The organism is Tardiphaga sp. 866_E4_N1_4 (genome assembly GCF_052076075.1).
Classification (GTDB): Bacteria; Pseudomonadota; Alphaproteobacteria; order Rhizobiales; family Xanthobacteraceae; genus Tardiphaga; species Tardiphaga robiniae.
This window is the reverse complement of record NZ_CP197242.1, coordinates 614,664-637,227: the sequence shown is the minus strand read 5'-3', so window position 1 is coordinate 637,227 and position 22,564 is coordinate 614,664. Positions and strand designations below refer to the sequence as shown.

Below are 22,564 nucleotides of genomic sequence, written 5' to 3'. Positions count from 1 at the left end.
GACCGGAGTAGACGTCCATGTGGGAGGAGCGAGACCCCAGAGCCCCCCGATCGATCGCCGGATCACGGCTGCGACATGTCGAGATGTCGCAGAGCAAACTGGCGCATTGGCCGCCGCCGCAGCGTGATATTGCGGTGAAACCGCATGTCGCTGAGCCCCATACGCCGCAGGAAGAAATTGTCGCCAAGCGCCCGATACGCCGTGGTTGGCACCTGAAGACCCCGGTGACCTGACGTCATCGCGAACACCCCGCGCTCACTTCGGCTTCTTGTTCGCCGCGTTCTTGTCGCGGAAGCGCTTGCCCCAACCTTCCTTCATCGACACCTCGTTGCGCTCTACCGCAAGCGCATCGTCCGGCACATCGCGGGTGATCACCGAACCCGAACCGATATAAGCGCCGGCCCCGATCTTCACCGGTGCGACCAGCGACGAATTCGAACCGACAAAGGCGCCGGCACCGATGATCGTCTTGCTCTTGTTGAAGCCATCGTAATTGCAGGTGATGGTGCCCGCGCCGATATTGGCGCCGGCACCGATATGCGTGTCGCCGACATAGGTCAGGTGGTTGACCTTCACGCCCGCTTCCAGAATGGCCGCCTTGGCTTCAACGAAGTTGCCGATGCGCGCGCCCTCGCCGACCGACGTTCCCGGCCGGATGCGTGCGTAAGGACCGATCGAGGCCTTCTTGCCGATGGCCGCCTGCACGATGTGCGAGAAGGCGTGAATGACAGCGCCGTCGGCGATACTGACGCCGGGCCCGATCACCACATACTGCTCGATGGTGACGTCGTTGCCGAACGTCGTATCGGCCGCGAGATGCACGGTCTCCGGCGCGACGATGGTCACGCCCGCGTCGAGCGCGGCCTTGCGCAGCCTTGCCTGCATGATCGCTTCGGCTTCCGCGAGCTGCGCCTTGGTGTTGATGCCGCGGACTTCATCCTCACTCGTCTCGATCACACTCGCCCGCAAGCCCATGCTGCGCACGATCTCCACGGCATCGGTGAGATAGTATTCGCCCTTGCTGTTGGACGTGCCTATCTGCTCGATGATTGTGAGCGCGGTCTTGCCGGCGAATGCCATCACGCCGGCATTGCAGAGATCCACCTCGCGTTCGGTCGGTGTGGCATCCGCATGTTCACGGATCGCGACGAGCTGATCGCCTTCGACCAGGAGCCGGCCATAACCGGTCGGATCGGCCGCGCGAAAGCCGAGCACGGTCAGCGCGGCACCTGCCTTCAAGGGCGCACGCAGGCGCTCGAACGTCTCGGCTGAAATCAGCGGCGTGTCACCGAAGGCGATCAGCAGATCGTCCGCGCCTTTCGCAATGGCGTCCTTTGCCGCCAGCACGGCATGGGCGGTGCCAAGACGCTCGTGCTGAACGAATGTTGCGGCATCGGGCCGCACCCGCCTGGCTTCATCCGCCACGTCCTGACGATCCGGACCGACAACGACGGCCAGTGCAGAGCCTGCGCCATGAGGCGCCGCCGCGAGCACATGGCCCAGCAGCGACTGGCTGGCGACCTGATGCAGCACTTTCGGCGTCGAGGACCGCATCCGCGTTCCCTCGCCGGCCGCGAGCACGATGGTGAGGCTGGTTCTGCCCGTCATCCGAATCCCCGTTGTGGCGGCGCTCATGCGCCGCGGCCGTCTTAAATGGTTTTGGGCCAATCTGGAAACCGGTTTGGCTCGCCGTGTGGCCCGACAACCTCAGGTTCCCGCCGGTTTCCTGATAATGTTGAACTGTGATTCGCAGGGGCGATGGGGCGACGCAGACGTCGAATGGCGGATAAGCACGACAAGTGGGCCGATACTCTCTCAGCCGAGCATAGCGGCTGGCTGACCGGATTTCTGGCTGAGGAAGACAAGGTCGACCGCCGCATGATGTGGCGGCTGGGCTCCTGGGGCGTTGCCGCCGTGGGCGCGGTGGTGGTTGCCATTCTGGCCAGCCAGTCGCAGGTCCAGTTGCGCCGCGATCAGGTCGCCACGTCCGAGACCTTTGCGCGGCAGGCCCAGCAGATCCAGCTCGTAGCCAAAGAGACCCAGGCCGAGGCCCGGCGCCTGACGCTGGCCATCGAGACGCTGAACAGCGACCGTGACCGGCTCTATGCCCGCGTCACCTCGGTCGAACAGGGACTGGATTCAGTCACCGGTTCGATCAAGCGCCAGACCATTCCAACGCCGACAGCCGCCACAACCACGCCAGCACCGCAGCCATCTGCCACCGCATCCGTCGTTGCCCCGCCGGCAGCCACCGAGCCAAAGCCGGTGGCAGAGCTTCCGAGCATTCCGTCGACGCCGGTCATCGGTCCCGTGGCCGCCATCACGCCGCCTGCCGAAACGACACCCGCCAAACCGGCGCAAGCAGCGGCTTCATCGACAATCAATCCACCAGCCTCTGCGCCGCTCGTTGCATGGAAATCGATGACGGCACCGCCCGACGCTGCGGCCGCCAAATTGAGCGAACCGGCGCCGACCATCGAAGCTCCTCCGGCCGCTCCGGAGACAACGGCATCGGTCCAACCGGCCGCGCCCGAGCCCGCCCCTGCAGTCGTCGAAGCCGTGGCGACGCCGGTCGCGCGCACGGAGTTCGGCGTTGATATCGGCGGCGCCAATTCGGTGGACGGCCTGCGCGCGATCTGGCGCGGCATGTCCAAGTCCCGCGCGCTGCACGGACTGCGCCCGATCATGATGGTGAAGGAACGACCGACCGGACTCGGCATGCAACTGCGCCTGGTCGCCGGCCCGCTCACCGACGCGGCTGCCGCTGCGAAGATCTGCGCCGCGCTGACCGAAAGCAGCCGGCCCTGCGAGACGTCGATCTTCGATGGTCAGCGCCTTGCTATGAAGGCCGAGACGGCGCCCGCGGAAGCTGCGCCTGCACCAGCCAGACCGGCGCCACGCAGGCGCGCCGCGCCGAAGCCACAGGAGCGCACCGAACAAGCGCCGCCGCCCAAACCCGTTGAAGAAGTTGCGCCGCCCAAGCCGCAATCGTCGCTGACCTCGTTCCTGGGGCTGCGTTAAGGATCAAAAGATCAGATTTTCAATCTCTTGGCGTGCGCGGCTGAAGTGTTATCTAGGTCCGACCTCTCACCGCGACCGCATGCCGGGTTGTTCCGCACCGCGTTTTGAACCATGGTTTCCGCATGAAAAAAGATCCGTTCAAGCTCACCGCCCGTCAGGTGCAATGGCTTCTCATCGTCGGCTTCCTGTCCGTCGGCTACGCCATCTATCTGCGCTATCTCGCCATCGAATTGTCGACGACGGCGCTCGCCTGCGACGCCGGCCTGCAGAGCACCCTGTGCAAGAGCCGGCTGGTGATGACCTATCTGTTCAAGAATTCGGTGTTCGGCATCGCCGCGATCGTCATTGCGACGCTGAATCTGCTGCGGCCGTCGATCGTGCTGATCACCGTCGCACTGATCGCAGCCGGTTTCGGGATCGTGCTCTACAACGTTGCCCTGTCCGGCATCGCGATCGGCCTGCTTATTCTGGGCTTTGCACGGCCCGCGCCTGCCACAGCGTGATGCCGAACAGCAGATAGATCGCGCAGGTCCACAGCGACTGCCAGTTATCCGGCCCTTCGTTGAAGCCGATATACAGGGCCGACAGCACGAGCACTCCGGCAAACACCGACTCGGCGATCGGCCGCACACCTTCCTGCGGACGGTTGACAGCCATCAGTCCGGCGAACGGCACCACCGCCATGGTCAGCGCCGCGAACGGAAAGTCGCGGTAACGCGGATCAAACACGAAACCGAGCGCGGTCTCAGCGCCGATCAGCGCCGCCACAGCCAGGGTCAGCCCGAGCAGAACAGTCGACCACGAACGGGCCAGGAACCGGCTCGGTCCGACCAGTTGGAGGAAGGTCGGTAGCGAGCGGCCGGACATCGTCGCATAGGCGCACAGCAGCGGCGACGCGACACCGGCGGCCAGCAGCGCGCTCCACTGGATCCAGCGGCCGACGCCATAGCTTTCATAGATCAGCTTGTCTGCGGCAACGCCCAGCAGGACGCCGGCCACCGTGGCCGATACGGCAACGGTCAGCCAGGCCGACAGACGCGGCGACCAAGGCCGTCGACGGAGCGTCAACATGCCCGTCACGAAAACCAGGAAGCTCAGGCCCATGCCGAGCCCCATCTGCAGCTTCCACGACGGATAATTGGTAATCGGAACGCCCGGCGGATACTTCAATTCGCGCGGCTCATCGTAGATCAGGCCCCAATAGCCGCCGACTGTACCTTCAAGGTCGCGCTTCCACGGCTGGTCATAGGCTTCGATCAGATTGACACGGAATCCCTCGCGCTTGGCCAGATCGAGGATTTCGGACACGACCCGTGCCTGGTTGGTGCGCGATGGCAACGCGCCATCACGCATCCGCCCGGCACTCGGCCAACCTGTTTCGCCGATCAGGATTTCCTTGGATGGAAACGCCACGGCGAGACGCTTGCGGATCGAGTCCACATGGGCGGCGGCGCTCTTCGCGCGAATCGGGAAGTCCTCCCAATAGGGCAGGATGTGGATCGTGACGAAATCGACCGCGTCATAGATCTCGCGATTCTTCAGCCAGAACTCCCAGACATCGGCATAGGTCACGGGGATCTTGCCGACCTGCGCCTTCACCGACCGGATGTTGCCGACGAGATCGGCCGCCGTCATTTCGCCGCGCAACAACACCTCGTTGCCGACGACCACGCTGCTGATCACGTTCGGAAAGCGCTTGGTGAGATCCACGACGCCGGCGATCTGCGCCAGGTTCTTGAGCCGGTTGCTGCCGAGCCAGACGCCCTGAATGACCTTCAGTCCGACCTTGCCGGCCAGTTCCGGCACCTGATCAAGGCCGTTATCGATCGAATAGGTCCGCACGCATTTGGTGATCTGCGCCAGCTGCGCCATGTCAGCGGCAATCTGGCTCGCCGGAATAATGGCGGTCGAGTTCAGCGGCGTCTGCTCACCACGGAACGGCGCATAGGAGACGCATTCCAGTTTGGCGGCGGGATCGATCGGCGCGCGCACCAGCGTGACCGGCGTGGCGAGCCACCACCAAACCGCTGCGATCGTACCAAGGGAAAGGATGAGAAGCGCCAGCGGCGTGCGGGTGGAAATCGGTTCCGTCCTCCAAAGTCGTCCGTCGATTAGCCGGTCATCGCCAATCTGCCAAGTGCATCATGCCGGCAATCACGGACTTGTCGGCCCGACCCGCCACGAAAATCAGACAAACTTCCGGCGTTGCTGGACAAAATCAAAAATGTCCGTCATGGGATTCAGCCGTGGTCGCCGCCGTATTGGGGGCCCATTTGAACGGCATCTGGCGAGGGCGTCAGAACTGCCTGGCAGCCAACTTATCGGGGACTTTATGCGTCGACTGGTGTTCGGGTTCCAATCTGCGGTTCTGCGTTGTCTCGCCGTTCCAGGCCTTGCTCTGCTGCTGGGTGTTGGCTGCGCGTTGGCCCAGAGCGGCCCAGTTCGCGCACAGGATCAGAAGCCTGCGGCAAATGCGCCCGTGACGCCTGCCGACGTTGCCCGTGAGAGCCAGAAGAAGTCTGACGAATTCGTCGAGGCGACCCAGGCGATCAATGGTCCTGCTGGCAATCCCGAATGCGTCTGGCTTGGCCGCCGCGTCGTGGTGCTGATGTGGCGCGACGATCTCGACACCGCGTTCCGTCACCTCGATCTCTACGACCGATTCGGCTGCCCCGGCGGTCATGTGCAGGCGACATTCCGCTGTCTGGTCAAATTCGGACCGCTGATCGATCCGAAAATTGCTGACAGCCTCAACAGCCGCGTCCATGGCTGCTGGATCAATCCGAATGCGCAGCCGCAGCCTGCCGCGCTGAGCCAGCCCGCAGCGCCTGCGCCTGCGCCTGCCGGTGGCGGCGCAGCAGCGCCGGCAGCCACTCCGCAGCCGGACGCCAAACCGCCTGCTGAAGCGCCGAAGTAATGTGGCGCGCTCTGTTCAGGCGGCATTCAGCTGGCGGCGCCTAATCGCATTTGAATAATGGTGCCGCCCTCAAAAGGCCACGGCAGCGTATGAGTTGTTAATTCGTGTGGCGGATATAGTCTCCGTTACCGTTGTACTGGTCGGACCTCGGGGACGGGTCCGCTTCCCGGCCACGCTCGCCCCGTTATGGTTCAGTTGCGATGCGCGCTGTCGTCGCCGTTTTATTGTTCGTGACCGCCGTTCATGGCGCCCTATGGGGCGTATTGCGCGAGAAACAGGAAGCTCCCGATTTCAAGGGCATGATTCCCAGCCTCTCCTATGCGCCGTTCGAGGGCACGGCGCATCCCGACGTAGACAACATTCCGACCGTCGAGAAGATTCGCGCCGACCTCAAGAAACTGTCGACCATCACCCGTGCCATCCGTCTGTATTCGTCGACCGGCGGCGTCGAAATGGTACCCGCCATCGCCAACGAGTTCGGCCTCAAGGTCACCGTCGGCGCCTGGATCGACAAGAACGCGGATCGCAACGAACGTGAAATTGCCTCCGCCGTTGAGCTGGCGAAGAAGAACCCCAACGTCATCGGCATCGTGGTCGGCAACGAAACGCTGTATCGCGATGAACTCAAGCTCGAGGACCTCGTCGAATATATCCGCCGGGTAAAGCGCCAGGTCACGGTTCCCGTCACGACCGGTGAAATCTGGAACATCTGGCGCGACAATCCGCAGCTCGCCTCGTCGGTGGACTTCATCGCCGCGCACATCCTGCCCTATTGGGAAAACTTCACCGACACCCAGGCCGTCGACCAGGCTGTTCATCTCTACGGCGTGCTGCGCGAGACCTTTCCGGGCAAGCGCATCGTGATCGCCGAATTCGGCTGGCCAAGCGAAGGCTACAATCTGCGCAGGGCCGTGCCCGGCCCGTTCAAGCAGGCCGTGGTGCTGCGCAACTTCGTGACCCGCGCCGAAGCGATCGGCATGGACTACAACATCGTCGAAGCCATCGATCAGCCCTGGAAATTCTTCGAAGGCGGCGTCGGCCCCTATTGGGGCGTTCTCAACGCCTCGCGTGAGCCGAAATTCCCATGGACCGGTCCGGTCGTGGATCCGGACCACTGGAAGAACGCCAGTATTGCGCTTCTGGTTGGCATCCTGCTGTCGCTGCCGATCCTGCAAATCGTTGGTGCGACAGCGATGCAGGCTCTCGTGCTCTCGACCGCAGCCAATGCCGTTGGCGCCTGGGCAGCAACCATCTTCGCCTATCAGCAGACCCACTATTTCGTCTGGGGATCGGCCTTCGCCCTCTCACTCGGCTGCATCCTGCTGATCCCGCTGCTCCTGATCGCTTTGGCGCGCATCGAGGAGATTGCGGCCATCGCCTTCGGCCGGAAGCCATTGCGGCTGCTGACAGCCGAACGCAGCGAAAAGCTGCGTGCCGCTGCAGACGCCGAGCAGAAATACCCGAAGGTCTCGATCCACATTCCGGCCTATCGCGAACAGCCCGACATGCTGAAGCTGACGTTGGATGCGGTTGCCCGGCTCGACTATCCGAATTTCGAATGCGTGGTGATCATCAACAACACGCCGGATCCGGCCTATTGGCAGCCGATCCAGGATCATTGCCGCATGCTCGGCGAGCGGTTCATCTTCATCAATGCGGAGAAGGTCGAGGGCTTCAAGGCCGGCGCCCTGCGCATCGCCATGGACCGCACCGCGGCGGATGCCGAGGTGATCGGCATCATCGACGCCGACTATGTGGTGGAGCCGAACTGGCTGAAGGATCTCGTCCCAGCCTTCAACGATCCGCGTGTCGGCCTCGTGCAGGCGCCGCAGGACCACCGCGACGGCGACCGTTCACTGATGCACTACATCATGAACGGCGAATATGCCGGGTTCTTCGACATCGGCATGGTCCAGCGCAACGAGGCCAATGCGATCATCGTCCATGGCACTATGTGCCTCATTCGTCGCTCCGCGATGGACATGGCGGGCGGCTGGGCCGGCGACACCATCTGTGAGGACTCGGATCTCGGCCTCGCCATCATGCAGCATGGCTGGCTGACGCATTACACGAAGGAACGTTACGGCTACGGCGTGCTGCCGGACACCTATGAGGCGTTCAAGAAACAGCGTCATCGCTGGGCCTATGGCGGCTTCCAGATCATCAAGAAGCACTGGCGCCGTTTCATGCCGGGCGCGAGCCGCATGACCCAGGACCAGAAGCGCGAATTCGGCATGGGCTGGCTGAACTGGCTCGGCGCCGAAAGCCTCGGCGTCGTGGTGGCAATCCTCAACATCATCTGGGTGCCGATCATCGCCTTCGCCGATATCGCCATCCCCGACAAGATCCTGACGCTGCCGATCATCGCGTCATTCGTGGTGTCGCTGGCGCACTTCATCGTCTTGTATCGGCTGCGCGTGAAGATCGGCCTGTGGCAGATGCTGGGCGCGATGATCGCCGCCATGTCGGTGCAGTGGACCGTGTCGCGCGCCGTCGCCGATGGCCTGATCAAGGATCACCTGCCCTTCACCGTGACGTCCAAGGGCGGCAAGTCGACCATGTCGATCGAATTCCAGGCCTTCTGGGAAGCCGTGATCGGAGTGCTTCTGCTGATCAGCTGCGGCGTGCTGGTGTTCTCCAACAACTCCAAGCAGGTCACCGAGATCTACATCTTCGCCGGCGTGCTGGTGCTGCAGAGCCTGCCGTTCCTGTCGGCGGTGATGATTGCCATCCTGGAGAATTCACGCGCCAACGACTTCCAGTGGTGGCGCAACACGACGGTCCGCACGGCCGAGCTGATCGGCCTTCGCCCGGTGGCGATGCCGCCGATCGATGTGTCCCGTCCCGGGGCCCAGCGCGAAGCAAGCTGAACCGCGCCAATAGGGCGCGGTTCATGTCCATAACATCAAGCCCTGCCCTTGACCCCGGCGGACCCGCCTTTTACACAGCCGGTCACGCGATACGCTGCATTGCGGGCGCCATCGCGGCCGTGGCTGACCGGCCTCACCGCGCCCCGCAAGGGTCGGTTTCCTCCGTTTAGCTTCGTCAATACGGCACTTTAGGGCGGGTAGCTCAGTGGTAGAGCATTCGACTTTTAATCGACTGGTCGAGGGTTCGATCCCCTCCCCGCCCACCATCACCGCGATGAGCCACGCCGGAACTTCCGGTTTTCACACCATCCTCAGCCTCTGAACACCGGACAATCGAACATGCGGATTACCCTCGTCGGCTCCAAACACTTCGGCGTCACGACCCTCGATATGCTGAAGACCCACAACGTCGAGATCGCGTCCGTGGTGGTTGCAGATGCCGAGGACCGTCTCGCCGCAGCCGCCAAGGCTGTCGGCATCCCGGTAACAGTCCAGGCCAATCCGAAGCTCGTCGTGGCCTCCGAGATCGCCGAGGGCACCGAGCTGATTATCACGGCGCACAGCCACGCCCGCATCGGCAAGGATGCGCTCGCCGCAGCCAGCCTTGGCGGCATTGGCTACCATCCGTCACTGTTGCCCCGTCACCGTGGCATCGCTGCCGTGGAATGGACCATCAAGGAAGGCGATCCGATCGCCGGCGGCACCATCTATCACCTTGCCGATGTCATGGACGGTGGCGCCATCGCCGCGCAGGAATGGTGCTTCGTGAAAAAAGGCGAAACTGCTCGCGAACTTTGGGAGCGCGCGTTGGCGCCGCTGGGCCTCAAGCTGCTCGGCGAGGTCGTGGACTTCGCGACTGTCCACAAGCGTTTGCCCGCAACCTACCAGGACGAGCAATTCGCGACCAATGCGCCGAAACTGGCCTAGAAGCCTCCAAACTGGTTAAAAAGGCGCCGGAACTCGCCCGAATCAACCAAATCTGTCACCTAAAGGGAACCAATTTGCCCGTCGCGACTTGCATCCCGTGAGTTGTTTTGGGTCTATGCGGCAACGCAGCAAATTTTGGACACATTACCCCCCAATAAGGTGGCCATCACAACATCGAGGATTTGATTCAATGCGTTTTGACCGCATCCGTTCCGCCTTGTCCGTTTCGCTGATTGCCAGCGCAGCGTTGATTTCGGCTCCTTCGTTCGCAGCCGACAATGCCTATGACGGGCTCTGGAATGTGACCATCGTTACCAAGACCGGCAGCTGCGAGCCGACGGCTCGCTATCCGTTGACCGTCACCGAAGGCCGCATCACTGCGCCCGGCGCCGACGTCAACGGCAAGGTTGGCCGCGAAGGCACCGTACGCGTATCGATCGGACCTGCTTTCGCCAACGGCCAGTTGTCCGGAAACACCGGATCGGGCAAGTGGAACGGCGCCTCGGGCGGCGTCCCCTGCAGCGGCCGGTGGGAAGCTTCGCGTCAGTAATCCCCAACCAGGAATGCTCCCCATGATGCCTACCTCGACCTCTCCGCGTTCGCTCGTTCGGACCGCGGTGCTCTGCGCGGCGCTCGGTCTGACGTCCGCGTCGGCATATGCCCAGTCAGCGCCGTTCGCCGGTATGGCCGGGGTGTGGTCGGGTAACGGGACGATCTCGCTCGAGGACGGCTCCAAGGAGCGCATTCGCTGCAAGGCGACCTATGCCGTGAGCGGCGACGGCGCGGGACTGAACCAGTCCCTGCTCTGCGCCAGCGACAGCTACAAGTTCGAGCTGAAGAGCGACGTGAAGGCCAGAGGCGGCGAGCTGTCTGGCAGCTGGGCTGAGACGACCCGCGGCGTGACAGGGTCGCTTGAGGGCCGGGCAACCGCCGGCAAGTTCAATGTTGACGTTTCATCGCCAGCCTTCAGCGCGAAGCTGATCCTGACGACGACCGGCAACAAGCAGCAGGTCTCGATCACCTCCGAAGGCCAGTTCAGGGGCGCCAGCATTTCGCTCAGCCGCAGCTGATCGTTCCGCATGTTTGGAATTCGAACCCCGGTTGTTTCAAACAACCGGGGTTTTGTTTTGCTTCCATGCCTCTGCCGAAGAGCGTCCGGGACCACCCGCCCGCAACGCAGCCCCACCGGATTCGTCCGTTGCAAAGCCCGGCGATGTCGCCGATAGAGCCAGTTCTAAGGCTGAAACCGCTGCGTGAATCATTGCAGCGCAAGAAACTGGTTCTCAGGGATTATGGATCGCCCCCCGTCGAAGGCCCGCGCCGCGCTGTGGATGTCCGGCTGGCTGCTTCTGATGCTGTTCGTCGCCATCGGCGGTCGCGAGACGCTGCGCGAACTCAATGTCTTCCAGGTGATGGAGATCCGATCCGTCTTCGGCTTCGTCATGCTGTTGCCGATCCTGTATTTCAACGGCGGCTTTCGCGCCATGAAGACCACGCGGCCGCTGGCGCATGTGTCGCGCAACCTCGTGCATTACGGCGCGCAGCTCGGCTGGTTCTACGCACTCACGCTCATTCCGCTGAGCCAGCTGGTCTCGATCGAGTTCACCATGCCGATCTGGATTGCCATCATGGCGGCGTTCTTTCTCGGCGAACGCATGACGCTCTGGAAGATCGTCGCCATCGTGCTCGGCCTGATCGGCGTGATCGTCATCGTTCGCCCGACCACGGGCGTCGTCAATCCCGGTCAGCTGATTGCGCTAGCCGCCGCGTTTGGCTTCGGCATCTCGATCACATTGATCAAGTCACTGACGCGCACGGACAGCGCGCTGAAGATCATCTTCTGGATGATCGTGGTGCAGTCGGTGGCCGGCGTTTTCCCCGCGCTATACTCCTGGCAGTGGCCATCGGCCTATGTCTGGGGCTGGCTTGTCGTGGTCGCCTTCTGCGGGACGTTTTCTCACTTCTGCATGGCGCGCGCGATGCTCTATGCCGATGCGACGGTGGTCGTGCCGATGGACTTTCTGCGCGTACCACTCAGTGCCACCATCGGATGGTTACTATACTCTGAACGGCTCGACATGTTCACACTGCTCGGCGCAGCTCTCATTCTCGCCGGCAACACGCTGAACCTGCTCAGTACCGATCGACCGCCGGTGCGTGCGGCGGCCTGACGCATCGGGTTCCCCTTTTTCGATTTTATTCTCCGAGTGCGTGTCTCGACATTTTGGCGCACGCCCGCAATTGGTACTTTTCCCAATGTGTCTAGGGTCGAATGACCGGATTCGTGGGGGAGATCGTATCGTGCGCCATTTCGCTTTTGCCCTGTCTGCGCTGTCCATGTCCATCCTGTTCAGCGCGGATGCAGCGCTTGCCGACAAGCGCGTCGCTTTCGTCGTTGGCAATGGCAGCTACAAGAATGTCGATCCGTTGCCGAACCCGCCGATCGACGCGAAGGCCATGGCCAGCGCGCTACGCAATGTCGGCTTCGACGTCATCGAAGGATCGAACCTGACGCGCGACGGCATGACCGAAAAGCTGCTCGACTTCGGCCGCAAGGCGCAGGGCGCCGATGTCGCGGTGTTCTTCTATGCCGGCCACGGTATCTCGGTGAACAACATCAACTACCTTTTGCCGATCGATGCCAATCTGAAGTCGGAGATGGACGTCAAGCTCGGCGCAGCGATCAATGTCGAGACCACCCTCGACCAGACCATGGGCGATGCCAAGGTGAAGCTGGTATTCCTCGATGCCTGCCGCGACAATCCGTTTGCTGCCAAGATCCGCTCCAGCGGATCTGCCACGCGCAGCGTCGCGGTGTCGTCCGGTCTTGCGGAGATGAAATCCGGCGAAGGCACGCTGATCGCATTCGCCACCAGCCCCGGCCAGACCGCCCTCGACGGCAAGAGCGGAAGCAACAGCCCGTTCACCCGCGCACTGCTCAACAACATCACCACGCCCGGCGCCGAGATCCAGCAGGCGATGACGAAAGTGCGCGCACAGGTGCAGGACGAAACCAACAAAGGCCAGCTGCCTTGGGGCCACACCAATCTGATCGGCGCAGTCTATCTCAATCCAGACGTTCAGGCGCAGGTCGCCGTTGCCGCGGCCAGCCCCACCGCCACCATGCCCGCGGCTGCCACCGCCGGCTCCGATGTCGAGCTCGAGTTCTGGCGCTCGATCAAGGACTCGAACCGGCCGGAGGAACTGAACGCCTACATCTCGATGTACCCGAACGGCCAGTTCAAGCCGCTCGCCCTCGCCCGTATCGCCGCGCTACAGGAAGCCGCCACCGCGCCGCGTACCGCTGCGCCGGGCGTCGACAAGGCCGTGTTTACCGAGGAAGCCAACCAGCTCACCGAGGACAAGATCGGTCTCGACAAGATGAAGCGGCGCGACGTGCAACGCCGCCTCAATGGCCTTGGCTTCGACACCCAGACGACCGGCAGCTTCGATGCCGGGACCCGTGGCGTGATCACGCGGTGGCAGGCGGCACGCGGTTACCCGACGTCGGGCTATCTCAACAAGGTCCAGCATGCCGCACTGCTCACCGAGGTCGTTGCGCTAAAGGAAGAACCGGCACCCGCACCGAAGCCGGTGCGCCGCCAGGTGCAACAACAGACCTATGAGGAAGCGCCCGTGGTCCGGCGCCAGGCCGCGCCGGCGCCCGCCCCGGCCATCGACCCCGCAGGTCCCGGCCGGTTCATCGGCGGCGTGGTTGGCGGCTTCCTGAACCGCTAAGCCCGCTACCTGGAGCGGCAGCCTACTTGCCTGCCGCCTTGCGCAGCGCGTCGTTCATGCGGTCCTGCCAGCCCGGGCCGTCCTGCTGAAAATATTCCAGCACATCCTGATCGATCCGCAGCGACACCAGTTCGCGCACACCGGGAACGGCTGCCTTGGCGACCGGTGCCTCGACCGGCTTCGTGGTGGTCTTCTTGAACGCCGCCTCCGCCTCGGTGCGGGCATCCTGGAGCGTGCGCGGGCGTCGCGGGGGCTGTGCCATCTCGGTCAGATTCCTTCCAACATTGCCGTCGAGAGATAACGCCCGCTGAGCGCCTGCACAATCGCTTCCACGGTGTTGCCGAAGATGCGTCCGCACAAGGGCGCGACGTGGCGGCTACTCGCCTCTGCTGCAGGACCGGCAATGTCAGCAAATTTTACAAATGTCATTCATCGTAACAGGCGCATTCTTCGTGACGCACGTGGCATCGCACAAAGGTGACCGCGCTGCGGCACAAACATGCGCTGACTTAAAAAACTTCAAAGCAACGCATTTGTGTTGCGACACGGTCAAACAAATCGGATTAGGATCGCATCATGTCCGATGAGACGACGAAGGAGGTCACGATGTCAGCATCAGCTGAAGTCCGTACGACCAAAACGTCCCATCCCGCGCCGCGTGGCAGCGATCTTCCGACCTGCCCCGTTTGTGCCGACTCGATGATTGCTGCCGAGGCGTCGGCCTTTCTCACCGATGACGTCGTCAGCTATCTCTGGACCTGCGATACATGCGGCTATGGTTTTGTGACCAAGCACGCCTTTCGCCGGACGGTCTGCAACTACTAGTGTGAAAAAACTCTAACTTGGCCATCCAATGACTTTTTTGGCCACGATGCACCGTCTGCGGTGACCATTGCTGGATTTGCTTCGGAAAACTTTGGAAATCAAAGCTAGCCGAGGGCGTCAGGCTTTAAGGCGTGAACTCTCAAGAATTCAGCGAAAACGCAGGCCGCCCGCTCTGTAGGCCCACCCGCTCCCGGCATCGCTCGCGCCAATGATTGGCCAGATGGTCTTCCGTCGGTGTGAGCTGATCGAGGATTCTTTCCGGGCAAAAATCGACGACCGGTCCCTCGCTCTCGGCCACGTCCTTAACGCGGTAGCGGTCGGGACCACCTTCTGGATCATGCCGGATCAAAAGAACCACGGCTTCCACGGCGCCCTCGTTGGCTACTGCAGCGTAGCCGACCGCTGCGAAGTCACCCTCGTTGATCCCGCCCACCTCGAGATCAACCACGTTGCCGTACCCTCGCACGACCCACGCTTCGAGCGCCTCTGCGATGTCTCCGGCAATCCTGATGTCTTGGTAGCTCATGTTGTCCTCCCATTGCTGACACCAACATGCTGGCAAGCCACGCATGCGACAAAGCCGACGGAGTGTGCGGCCCGATATACGCGGAGCACGTTGTAGATCCGCTCAAGCACTGAGCGGCATTTGAATCAAAAGCGCGCAAATTCATTTGGTCGTCCGTTGTTGGGATCGTCGCCCGCGGAGATGCGATGCCTTCGCAACTCCATCCTACGCTCAGGGCTTGAGGCCGCAGCTCGGCTAAGCCAGGGAGGCAACCAACAGTGAATCCGATGCGATTTTCTGACGAGACCCGGCCACCGGGATCGCCCCGACTTGCCTGGCAATAGGGATCGTCGACCGCGCTCGCGTCCGCCCTTATCGGGCACGGCCGCCGTGGCCGGTTCGCTGCTGTGCGCGCGCAAAGTAGTGACGCAGGATCTCCAGAGCCTCGCAGCCACTTTTCATATCGCTTCCCGCGGGCGGATGAACGAAAAGGTAACCTTGGCTTGTCTCAGTTCCATTTGAAACTTGATGGTGTCTAATTAAGCAGAGTAGAGCTCCAACAGTTGACCAAAAGGCGCTGGAGTTTCCGTGAAAGTTTCACTCGCCCGTTTGAATGAGGCCCGAGAGTTGCGAGATATCGCGCTGACGCTGCTCGATCGCCACGGGATGAATGTCATCCTGGTGGACAGGCACAGGCAGATTAAGACCCGTCAGCATCACGTTAACGACCTGAAGATCATGCAAAGCGCGCCAATGGGCGAGCAAATCCTGGACGTCTATCATGGCCGAAAGGTCTTCAGTGTAAACTGGAACGATGTTGATGCGCTCGACGTCGTCGCGTTCAAACCCGGCGAATGGCGTCAGGTGCTGCGCGCGTGCGGCGATCAGTCCTCGAAATTGTCCATCAACGGCGCTCCCCAGCGTGTTGTCAGCGGCGTCATCTCCGTGACGAACGACCAACTGAATTCCCTTCAGCCGGACGAATGGTTGCAACCGCTCCACACCATGACCGATGCAGCCGCAGAAGCTTCCCAACAATCGCGGCCAGGCGACGCATCCTCCGTGAACCATACTGATGCCTATGATGGGCTATCGCATCGCATCCGTCTCGAATTCGATCCCGTCTCGCGGTCATTGCGCGTCGTTAAGCTTGAACGCACTGACGTGTGATTCTGTCACAGACTTGTGCAGGCACCGGCTTCCAGCATCATGCCGGACCGGTACCGATACCAGATTCCGCAAATTCCCATTGATCTACGTTGCTGCCTAGGTTTCGGTCGCCGACCACATGGTGGCGAGTTCAGCAGCCGCGATCCAATAATGGGGATGGTGGACGCGGCGGTTTTGCCGGTTTCTCGCCGCGACAGCAACGCATCGGTACGCGTGGCAATCTAACCCGTTCCCGGCGTATGCGCTCAGCCTTGCACCCTCTGTCCCTCCCCATTAACCTCGTGTTCTCACCAGGCATAAAGTGCCGGTAGGACTTGAGAGCGTTTTTGCACATTTTCATCGACGAAACCGGAACCTTTACGGGTATTGGGCAATCGAACGCTATTTCAGCGATCGGAGCACTTATTGTACCCGACGCGCGCCTGCGAAGTTTGGAGCGTGAGTACCGGAGAGTCAGAAGATACTTTCCGCTGCACGACGGAGAGGTGAAGGGGAAATCGCTAGGCGAGGCCGACATTGTTAAGCTGATGCCAATTCTCCGGCACCACCATGTACTCTTTGAAGTCGTCGCTATCGATCTCGGACTTCACACCGAGGATGGGCTTCGCAAAAATCAAACAGCTCGCGCCGAGGCGATGACTGCCGGCCTCACGACGGAGCATCACCCAAATCTAGTCGAAACTGTATGGAAAGCTCGTAAAGAGCTAGAAGGGTACAGCCAACAACTTAATATCCAAAGCGCCCTCATTTTCGAGCTAATGAGGACGATCCTGGAACACTCGACGCTTTACTACAGCCAGCGGAGACCTAAAGAGCTTTCAAACTTCCATTGGGTGGTAGATGCGAAAGGCGATAACGAGGTCCCTACTCCGTGGGAGAAATGGTGGTCGATGTTCATTAAGCCCGCACTTCAATCAAAATTTGCGGTTAACCCTTTGGCATCTATTAAGTGCGGCGACTACTCCCACATGGATCGCTTTCATATGCGTGAGATATCCGAATTTCATAGGCGGGTTTTGAACCCGCAGCCTGACGGACCACCTCCCTTAGACCTCGGTAAAGTTCTTTCAGAGAGCCTCCGCTTCTCGTTCCTTCCTGAACCGGGACTGGAGCTCGTCGACATCTTGACCAATGCTACGCGGCGCGCGCTCCGCGGCAACCTTCAAGCCGAAGGATGGAGGGAGATTCCATCCCTCATGGTCAACCGCAGTCCCCAAAACATACACCTCGTGTCACTAGATGACAGTGTTCCTGAAACAGCCCACCTGCCCTACGGAAAGGTGGTGCGAGCATTTGATAGGGGCGCTCGTTCGATGCTCACTGCCAAAAACGACCGAGCCGACTGGTGACATATGCGAATCTAACGCCAGCCCCTCCAAGCCAGCCATGAAGCCGCCGTAACCAGTAAAGGGGTCCATAGCGACATCACGAACAGGTACATGTAGCTTGGCCACTTCCCGTAGGCCTTCACCAGCACCGGGACGTGATCGAGCAGCTCGCCCAGGCCCGGCCTTATCAGGGTAACTTCCGCATCGCCTTTGATCCCACAGCCCGCTTTGAAAAGGTGCAAATTCTCTTTGCCAAATAGCCAACGCGACAATCCTACCCAATGGATGCTTCCAGAAATGGCAAAGTCATCCAAATCTGATGGATACTTTGCCAGCATCCATTGTCCGACCGGGGACAAAGATCGTCCGAAAATCGCCAATCCCTACCCACACCTATTCGCTCTCTCGTCCGGATTTCCGGAAAACCCTTCCGGCCTAGCGGAAACTTACTCCGGTCTAAAAACCGACGGCGGTTTTATCTCAGACAGAAAACTGCTGGATCTCGCAAGGCACCGACAAATATTCCTATTAGATTCGGGCGGAAATATGAGGCTTATAGTCTTATCAGAAAAATGCCCACAGCGGCCACGGCAATGAGCCAAGCAGCCAGCACAGCAATCGGGGCAATCCTCAGGCGAGACGGATTAGAATTCTGCATGGGCGGAGATTACGGACACGCAGGTTCGTTTGCGCTGCACGCCTCTCAAGGAGCCGACGACCTTCATCACCTTGCCGAAGCCACAGGTGCTGCTGTGGACGTAGACCACGGCGAAAGGGTTCAGGGTGAGCGGCTCACGGGCGAGATGGGTTGGGCGGACGCCTGCCCTGCCCACAGCAATACGATACCGAGAATGACCGTACGCATACGCAACCCCATCACCCAATAAGCGCTTATAATACGTAAATTGAGATTTAGTTGCTTTGCGAAATCGTCGCACCTATCGGTTTGCGGGCAGCACGTTCCGGAAAAGCCGGCGCATGAACTCCTCGCTGTAGACCGCACCTTCTCGGACCGGCGCCCTATGAATGTATCGAGGGCCACAGTGCTCCGGCACGGTTGAAAGCTGTTCTCTCGCACCTTCCGGCAGCACGAATGGTTTCACGTCCTCCCGCTCCTGGAGCTTGGGCCCTAGCAAAAGCCCGTTCAACCTCAGTGAGAGGTTTGAACGGGTCGTTCGAGAACGCGAACATTATCGGGCGCCCTTGCCCTCTCACATCCGCTTATCGGCCCGGACGGCCGCCTGGCTGTTGAGGTAGATGCCGACCTTCTTGTAACCGGCCTTCATGCGCTTCCAGCCGGTCACGGCATTTCCTCACTGCTCGCAACATCGCTGCCATTCGTCAGGCAGAGGCAAAGGTTGAAATGCTAAAGCAGTAGCGACCGCGGCTATGTGCAGGTTTCAACGGCAATTCGGCATATAAATAGGCTCTCGTCCTTGTGGCACCCATGTCGTAGGCCGCTGAAATCGCTCGATTTACGAGAATCAATGGCAAAACTCGCCTAACTTCTGAGCAAGTGCCTGATTATGAAACGCGCACTGCACCACGATCGCATTGCGCGATTATTGGCATTGCATGACAGTGGGAATCACTCGATGTGAGTTGGAGACCCACACAATGTCTCGCGATCCGATACCAGAAATTAGATTTGAGTGGGGCCGAGCGAAGGTTCTCGCCAAGGGCTGCGACGCGATACAGGCTATCAAGTGGCCTCTCCGTGCGATCCTCTGCGCGGTTGCTTTTCTCATACTTGCCTTAAGCATCACTGGACACTTTGCGATCCCTGCCCTGGGGCGGACGTTCGCCGGTTTGTTTTAAGCGAAGAGATTTTGGTCTATCGCATAAGCCGCAGCCCACGGCATCCGCCTCATCTTCCTTCAACAGAACGCCCCAGCGAGCCTGCGCCGCTGCCTGCATGTCCGGCTTCTTGGCGTTACCCTTCCTGGTAGCGTGGTCTTTAGTCGAGCGAGATGGATCGCCGACCACGGGAGCCCCTCCAGCTCGCAGGCGAGTACGGCAGCTCCAAGCATGGGTAAGAGAGCTTTGACGCTAGAGAACTGTCCAGAAAACGGCTCCTCAATGCACACCCCGACGCAATCCGGTCCCGCAAAGCGATTGATGATACTGGCGACACCGACCGTGCGACTGCCGATGTTGCTTTCAAGCCGAATTGTCTGGGCATCAAGATCTCCATCCGTGAATACTCTGGCAACCCCAAGAGTCGTCCCCAGATCCAAGCCGAGAATAAATTTACGGCCCAACGACGGCGGCTTCGCTTGGTTTTCCAACAACGATGAGTGGAAGCTTCCGGCCCTTGGCCGAAACTAACGCGTTGACCTTCTCAGTCAGACTCACAGGGAGTCGTAGAGGGACCGTATGCTCGCCGTAGCGACCGCTGCCAACATGACGGCCAGCGCGGCGGCGAGTTCCGCCTCTTGCCCCTGGTCGTGCGTGTCTGTCCACCATTGAGTGATTCTGCTCTGCATATCTGATCCTGGCAATACGCTCTTGATGATCGGGTGCGCATCCGCTTCGCTACGGCATGCGCGTGCTTTCAATGACGATTGCGGCGGCGACGGCTGTGGCGCTCATTGCGACCGCAGTATTTCTGATGTCCGTTGCGTGGCTCTAGGCAAGAGCAACAAGGGCAAGCCCAGCACCATCAAGAAAATGACGAGGACACCAAGTCCTAGGTTATCGTCGCCCTCTACTTCTCTTCGGGCCGTCGGTTCGACCGTCGGCATTTTTCGGCCTGACAATAAGCCAGCCACTTATCGACGAGCCATTCATCACCATCGTCATGACCCTTCTACGAGGCCGCTTGAAGCGTGCGCGCTTCGAGAGCTTCCATGTATTGAGTAATAGCTCTGTTTGAGAGCAGCAGGCGGCTCCTTACCCCCTGCCGGATCATGGTTTCAACCGAGCGGAGCAGAATGTGCGAGCAGAACTCTGCGTCCTCGATCTCGCCTGCCCGTTCCAGATAATCCCATGCAATCTGAATCGCCTCTTCCATGAGGACAGCGAGGTGAACCAGTCGGCCAGGGTTGTTTCTCATGCCTATTCAAACGGCACAAATTGGATTCGTTCCGCGCAAACGGGGAACACACGATTAAACCGGAGGTTACGAACATATAGATGAAAGGACCGACCATGAGCGCCGAGAAAACAAACCCGCCAAGCGATGACGACCGCGATAAGCAGGACTGGGGTAAGCAATCACAGAGTAACGAGCCCTGGAAACAGAACGCTCAGAATACCACTGACCCGAGCCTGCCTGATACGCCAAAGCCGGACTTGGAGAAGTGGAAAGACACCAACACTCACTGATCAACAAAAAAGCCCGCCGCACCGGAGGACTCCAATGCGACGGGCCGTTTCGAAGCCACGTTGGGGGCAGCCTCGCTGATGGAATGTGTGGTTATTAGAAACGTTCCGCGACACGACCTTCCGCTTGTTGAGCAGCAGCGATCTTGGCGTCCCGCTCTCTCTTGGCTTCGCGCACACCCTTGAAGGTAATGCCGATCTTGCGGCCCATAACCCTGACCGACGCCGTGTTGCGGTTCAGTGCTGCCGCCACTCGTACAGGAGAAGCTCCTGCCTCTGCCATGGATTTCAATTTGGCGAGTTGGTCCTCGGACCATGCAAGCTTGTTGGTCATCTTTCGCACCTGAAATGAAAAGCATAACGCCAACTTCCTAGTAGGGCGGGCGCCTCATCAGCTCAGGCAAGCGCGAGATGCCCTTAGCAATCCGCCGGGCCTCGTCACGTGACAGGGACTCGTTGGCGTATTGGTAGTTACGAGCGTGAAGGTCTTCCCTGTGCAGGACGACGCAGATCATGAAGCCGTTCGCATCCTTCACGCGGAAGCAGTCCCTATCCTCTTCCGCCACCCAAGGCGCCGGAAACCGCCGGAGGTTGTCCATCACATCCTGCGATGGTCTGGTACGCCCCGAAGGGCTTTGCCGCCGGGATAGGTCCGCTGCTTCAGCCGCTCCTCGCCGTTCAGCCGGTCGCGCTCCTGGCAAAGCCCCTCGACCTTGTCCTGCATCCGCTCCAGAAGGGCGACGGCGGACGCGGTACTGATGCCGGCCTTCTGGAGGGATGAGATATCTTTCTGTTGCCGCTTGATCTGCACGCGCACGCGCGCGATCTCGGCCTTAATGTGGTCGAGTGCCATGAGCCAATTCCGGATGATGGCGCATAGAACAAAAAGAGAACAAAAGAGTCAACCGGAATCCAGACGTGAGGGGTCGCACTGCTTGAGCGGTAAAAGTTTTGGTGGCTTGGGTATCCTGCGGGGGTGTAAATTCAGGCCGTCGTCGAGAGATAGTGATGCTGCCCAACACCGACCACATTACCCGCCCGCACTGTGCGAAATGCTCGACGCGTACCTATTTGATGCGAAGATCGCCGATGGCTGAGGGCGTTGAACTCAGGACATTTGAGTGCCCAAACTGCGGGGAGATCATCGAACAGGTAGCAAGGCCACCGTTTGAGACTCCCTCTCCATGGCCGAAGAGCTAGCCCATGTTCTCGAATGTCCGCATCGCGGCGACAATGTTCTTGCCGAGATATGGCTTGGGAATAAACAGCGCGTTGGCCGGTATACTCAGTGACCGAACCTTGCCGGTCGTTATGATGATGTGGACGGGCGGCCAGCGGTCGCGGACAGCGGCAGCGAGCTTGATACCGTCCATTGAACCCGGCTGTCGATATCGGTGAAGACGAGATGGACGTCCTCGCGCGCTTCGAGGACCGCAATGGCCTCATCAGCAGTGCCGACCTCAATCACCTCGAAGCCCGCGTCCGCCAGCTCCTCGCAGACAACATCCCGGATGAGGACTTCGTCCTCGACTACTAACACTGTCGGCATTGGCACTCCCGAAGGTGGGCGAATGACAGGCCACAACTGCCGATTTGAAGCTGTGTAGTCTAAAATCGTTCCGTCATTAATCAGGGGGATTTAGACCTGAATTCCGCCACCCCTTGGCGCGCTCTTCCGCTTCATCTTTTATCTTTTTGCTGGAGCCTTCCGACTTCCCTCCGGACTTTTCGGTGGGGCCTTTTTCGGACTGGCTGTTAAGGGCATCGTCTCGTCTTGTGGACATGACACACCTCGAGTTTTTCAGCCCAAATAATGCGGTTCCCCAGCAGGAGTTCCGCGGGCCAACTAGCCTGCCAGCCTCAGCAGTTCACGTTTGCGTTCAAGGACATGGTGCCCGCAGGCTTGTCGGACGTTGCGCAGACGCGCACGAAAAACGTG

At 60.5% G+C, this 22,564-nt stretch carries 24 protein-coding genes and 1 tRNA gene; 16 read left to right on the top strand and 9 right to left on the bottom strand.

Translation table 11 applies throughout. The features are described 5' to 3' along the window. Positions 1 to 83: 83 nt before the first annotated feature. A complete protein-coding gene (locus AB8B20_RS03275; protein WP_158550328.1) occupies positions 84 to 233 on the top strand; it encodes a hypothetical protein in 150 nt (49 codons plus the stop codon). A 22-nt stretch (positions 234 to 255) separates the two neighbouring features. Here the strand turns inward: AB8B20_RS03275 and glmU are convergent, their stop codons facing one another. Further along, on the bottom strand, positions 256 to 1,608 hold the full coding sequence (gene glmU, locus AB8B20_RS03270) for a bifunctional UDP-N-acetylglucosamine diphosphorylase/glucosamine-1-phosphate N-acetyltransferase GlmU (protein WP_439071680.1): 1,353 nt from the start codon (positions 1,606 to 1,608) through the stop codon (positions 256 to 258). A gap of 171 nt (positions 1,609 to 1,779) precedes the next feature. Between glmU and AB8B20_RS03265 the strand changes: the two genes are divergently transcribed. Next, positions 1,780 to 3,021, top strand: coding sequence for a hypothetical protein (locus tag AB8B20_RS03265; RefSeq protein ID WP_439071679.1), 1,242 nt, complete (start codon positions 1,780 to 1,782; stop codon positions 3,019 to 3,021). A gap of 122 nt (positions 3,022 to 3,143) precedes the next feature. Further along, complete coding sequence (locus AB8B20_RS03260) at positions 3,144 to 3,524, top strand: hypothetical protein (protein ID WP_068730752.1); 381 nt, start codon at positions 3,144 to 3,146, stop codon at positions 3,522 to 3,524. Here the strand turns inward: AB8B20_RS03260 and AB8B20_RS03255 are convergent. Continuing rightward, positions 3,484 to 5,151 (bottom strand): beta-(1-6) glucans synthase, encoded by a 1,668-nt coding sequence (locus AB8B20_RS03255; RefSeq protein WP_439073017.1) that lies wholly within the window; start codon positions 5,149 to 5,151, stop codon positions 3,484 to 3,486. The two genes, AB8B20_RS03260 and AB8B20_RS03255, sit on opposite strands and share 41 nt — an antisense overlap. A 202-nt stretch (positions 5,152 to 5,353) precedes the next feature. Here AB8B20_RS03255 and AB8B20_RS03250 point away from each other — a divergent pair, with 202 nt between their 5' ends. The 8 genes from AB8B20_RS03250 to AB8B20_RS03215 all read left to right on the top strand — a co-directional run bounded on the left by AB8B20_RS03250 (position 5,354) and on the right by AB8B20_RS03215 (position 13,473). Continuing rightward, positions 5,354 to 5,938: a beta-1-3, beta-1-6-glucan biosynthesis protein gene (locus tag AB8B20_RS03250; RefSeq protein ID WP_439071678.1), complete on the top strand. Its 585-nt coding sequence runs from the start codon at positions 5,354 to 5,356 to the stop codon at positions 5,936 to 5,938. 200 nt (positions 5,939 to 6,138) lie between these two features. Further along, the gene (locus tag AB8B20_RS03245) at positions 6,139 to 8,808 is read left to right on the top strand and encodes a glycosyltransferase (protein WP_439071677.1); all 2,670 of its coding nucleotides are present in this window, start codon (positions 6,139 to 6,141) and stop codon (positions 8,806 to 8,808) included. 191 nt (positions 8,809 to 8,999) lie between these two features. Then, positions 9,000 to 9,074: transfer RNA gene (locus AB8B20_RS03240), tRNA-Lys, on the top strand. Between the two features lie 73 nt (positions 9,075 to 9,147). Beyond that, a complete protein-coding gene (locus tag AB8B20_RS03235; RefSeq protein WP_439071676.1) occupies positions 9,148 to 9,735 on the top strand; it encodes a formyltransferase family protein in 588 nt (195 codons plus the stop codon). Between the two features lie 190 nt (positions 9,736 to 9,925). Then, positions 9,926 to 10,285 carry a hypothetical protein gene (locus tag AB8B20_RS03230; protein WP_068730757.1) on the top strand — a complete coding sequence of 120 codons (360 nt, stop codon included), beginning with the start codon at positions 9,926 to 9,928 and terminating at the stop codon, positions 10,283 to 10,285. A 22-nt stretch (positions 10,286 to 10,307) separates the two neighbouring features. Continuing rightward, on the top strand, positions 10,308 to 10,805 hold the full coding sequence (locus tag AB8B20_RS03225; protein ID WP_089264707.1) for a hypothetical protein: 498 nt from the start codon (positions 10,308 to 10,310) through the stop codon (positions 10,803 to 10,805). 222 nt (positions 10,806 to 11,027) lie between these two features. Further along, the gene (locus tag AB8B20_RS03220) at positions 11,028 to 11,906 is read left to right on the top strand and encodes a DMT family transporter (RefSeq protein ID WP_175367010.1); all 879 of its coding nucleotides are present in this window, start codon (positions 11,028 to 11,030) and stop codon (positions 11,904 to 11,906) included. 166 nt (positions 11,907 to 12,072) lie between these two features. Continuing rightward, positions 12,073 to 13,473, top strand: coding sequence for a caspase family protein (locus tag AB8B20_RS03215; RefSeq protein WP_439073016.1), 1,401 nt, complete (start codon positions 12,073 to 12,075; stop codon positions 13,471 to 13,473). A 22-nt stretch (positions 13,474 to 13,495) separates the two neighbouring features. On the opposite strand, the gene AB8B20_RS03210 is transcribed toward AB8B20_RS03215, so the two are convergent. Beyond that, positions 13,496 to 13,735 (bottom strand): BrnA antitoxin family protein, encoded by a 240-nt coding sequence (locus tag AB8B20_RS03210; protein ID WP_068730761.1) that lies wholly within the window; start codon positions 13,733 to 13,735, stop codon positions 13,496 to 13,498. 344 nt (positions 13,736 to 14,079) lie between these two features. Between AB8B20_RS03210 and AB8B20_RS03205 the strand changes: the two genes are divergently transcribed. Continuing rightward, positions 14,080 to 14,298, top strand: a complete 219-nt coding sequence (locus AB8B20_RS03205; protein ID WP_439071675.1) for a hypothetical protein — start codon at positions 14,080 to 14,082, stop codon at positions 14,296 to 14,298. Positions 14,299 to 14,437: 139 nt separating this feature from the next. Here AB8B20_RS03205 and AB8B20_RS03200 read toward each other — a convergent pair whose 3' ends face one another. After that, a complete protein-coding gene (locus AB8B20_RS03200; RefSeq protein WP_439071674.1) occupies positions 14,438 to 14,824 on the bottom strand; it encodes a hypothetical protein in 387 nt (128 codons plus the stop codon). A 567-nt stretch (positions 14,825 to 15,391) separates the two neighbouring features. Here AB8B20_RS03200 and AB8B20_RS03195 point away from each other — a divergent pair. Together AB8B20_RS03195 and AB8B20_RS03190 are read left to right on the top strand one after the other, a co-directional pair. Beyond that, entirely contained in the window at positions 15,392 to 15,973 is a 582-nt protein-coding gene (locus tag AB8B20_RS03195; protein WP_439071673.1) for a hypothetical protein, read from the top strand. A gap of 326 nt (positions 15,974 to 16,299) precedes the next feature. Continuing rightward, a complete protein-coding gene (locus tag AB8B20_RS03190; protein ID WP_439071672.1) occupies positions 16,300 to 17,322 on the top strand; it encodes a hypothetical protein in 1,023 nt (340 codons plus the stop codon). Between the two features lie 11 nt (positions 17,323 to 17,333). Here AB8B20_RS03190 and AB8B20_RS03185 read toward each other — a convergent pair whose 3' ends face one another. Then, positions 17,334 to 17,639, bottom strand: a complete 306-nt coding sequence (locus AB8B20_RS03185) for a hypothetical protein (RefSeq protein ID WP_439071671.1) — start codon at positions 17,637 to 17,639, stop codon at positions 17,334 to 17,336. 2,471 nt (positions 17,640 to 20,110) lie between these two features. Then, positions 20,111 to 20,356: a hypothetical protein gene (locus AB8B20_RS03180; protein ID WP_439071670.1), complete on the bottom strand. Its 246-nt coding sequence runs from the start codon at positions 20,354 to 20,356 to the stop codon at positions 20,111 to 20,113. A gap of 95 nt (positions 20,357 to 20,451) precedes the next feature. On the opposite strand from AB8B20_RS03180, the gene AB8B20_RS03175 reads away from it, so the two are divergent. Further along, complete coding sequence (locus tag AB8B20_RS03175; RefSeq protein ID WP_439071669.1) at positions 20,452 to 20,628, top strand: hypothetical protein; 177 nt, start codon at positions 20,452 to 20,454, stop codon at positions 20,626 to 20,628. Between the two features lie 94 nt (positions 20,629 to 20,722). On the opposite strand, the gene AB8B20_RS03170 is transcribed toward AB8B20_RS03175, so the two are convergent. From AB8B20_RS03170 to AB8B20_RS03160, 3 genes are all read right to left on the bottom strand, one after another. After that, complete coding sequence (locus tag AB8B20_RS03170; protein WP_439071668.1) at positions 20,723 to 20,959, bottom strand: hypothetical protein; 237 nt, start codon at positions 20,957 to 20,959, stop codon at positions 20,723 to 20,725. Between the two features lie 264 nt (positions 20,960 to 21,223). Continuing rightward, entirely contained in the window at positions 21,224 to 21,478 is a 255-nt protein-coding gene (locus AB8B20_RS03165; RefSeq protein WP_439071667.1) for a hypothetical protein, read from the bottom strand. A 343-nt stretch (positions 21,479 to 21,821) separates the two neighbouring features. Then, on the bottom strand, positions 21,822 to 21,998 hold the full coding sequence (locus tag AB8B20_RS03160) for a hypothetical protein (RefSeq protein ID WP_439071666.1): 177 nt from the start codon (positions 21,996 to 21,998) through the stop codon (positions 21,822 to 21,824). Here AB8B20_RS03160 and AB8B20_RS03155 point away from each other — a divergent pair. Continuing rightward, positions 21,998 to 22,162 carry a hypothetical protein gene (locus AB8B20_RS03155; protein ID WP_439071665.1) on the top strand — a complete coding sequence of 55 codons (165 nt, stop codon included), beginning with the start codon at positions 21,998 to 22,000 and terminating at the stop codon, positions 22,160 to 22,162. The genes AB8B20_RS03160 and AB8B20_RS03155 overlap by 1 nt on opposite strands. Positions 22,163 to 22,564: the final 402 nt, after the last annotated feature.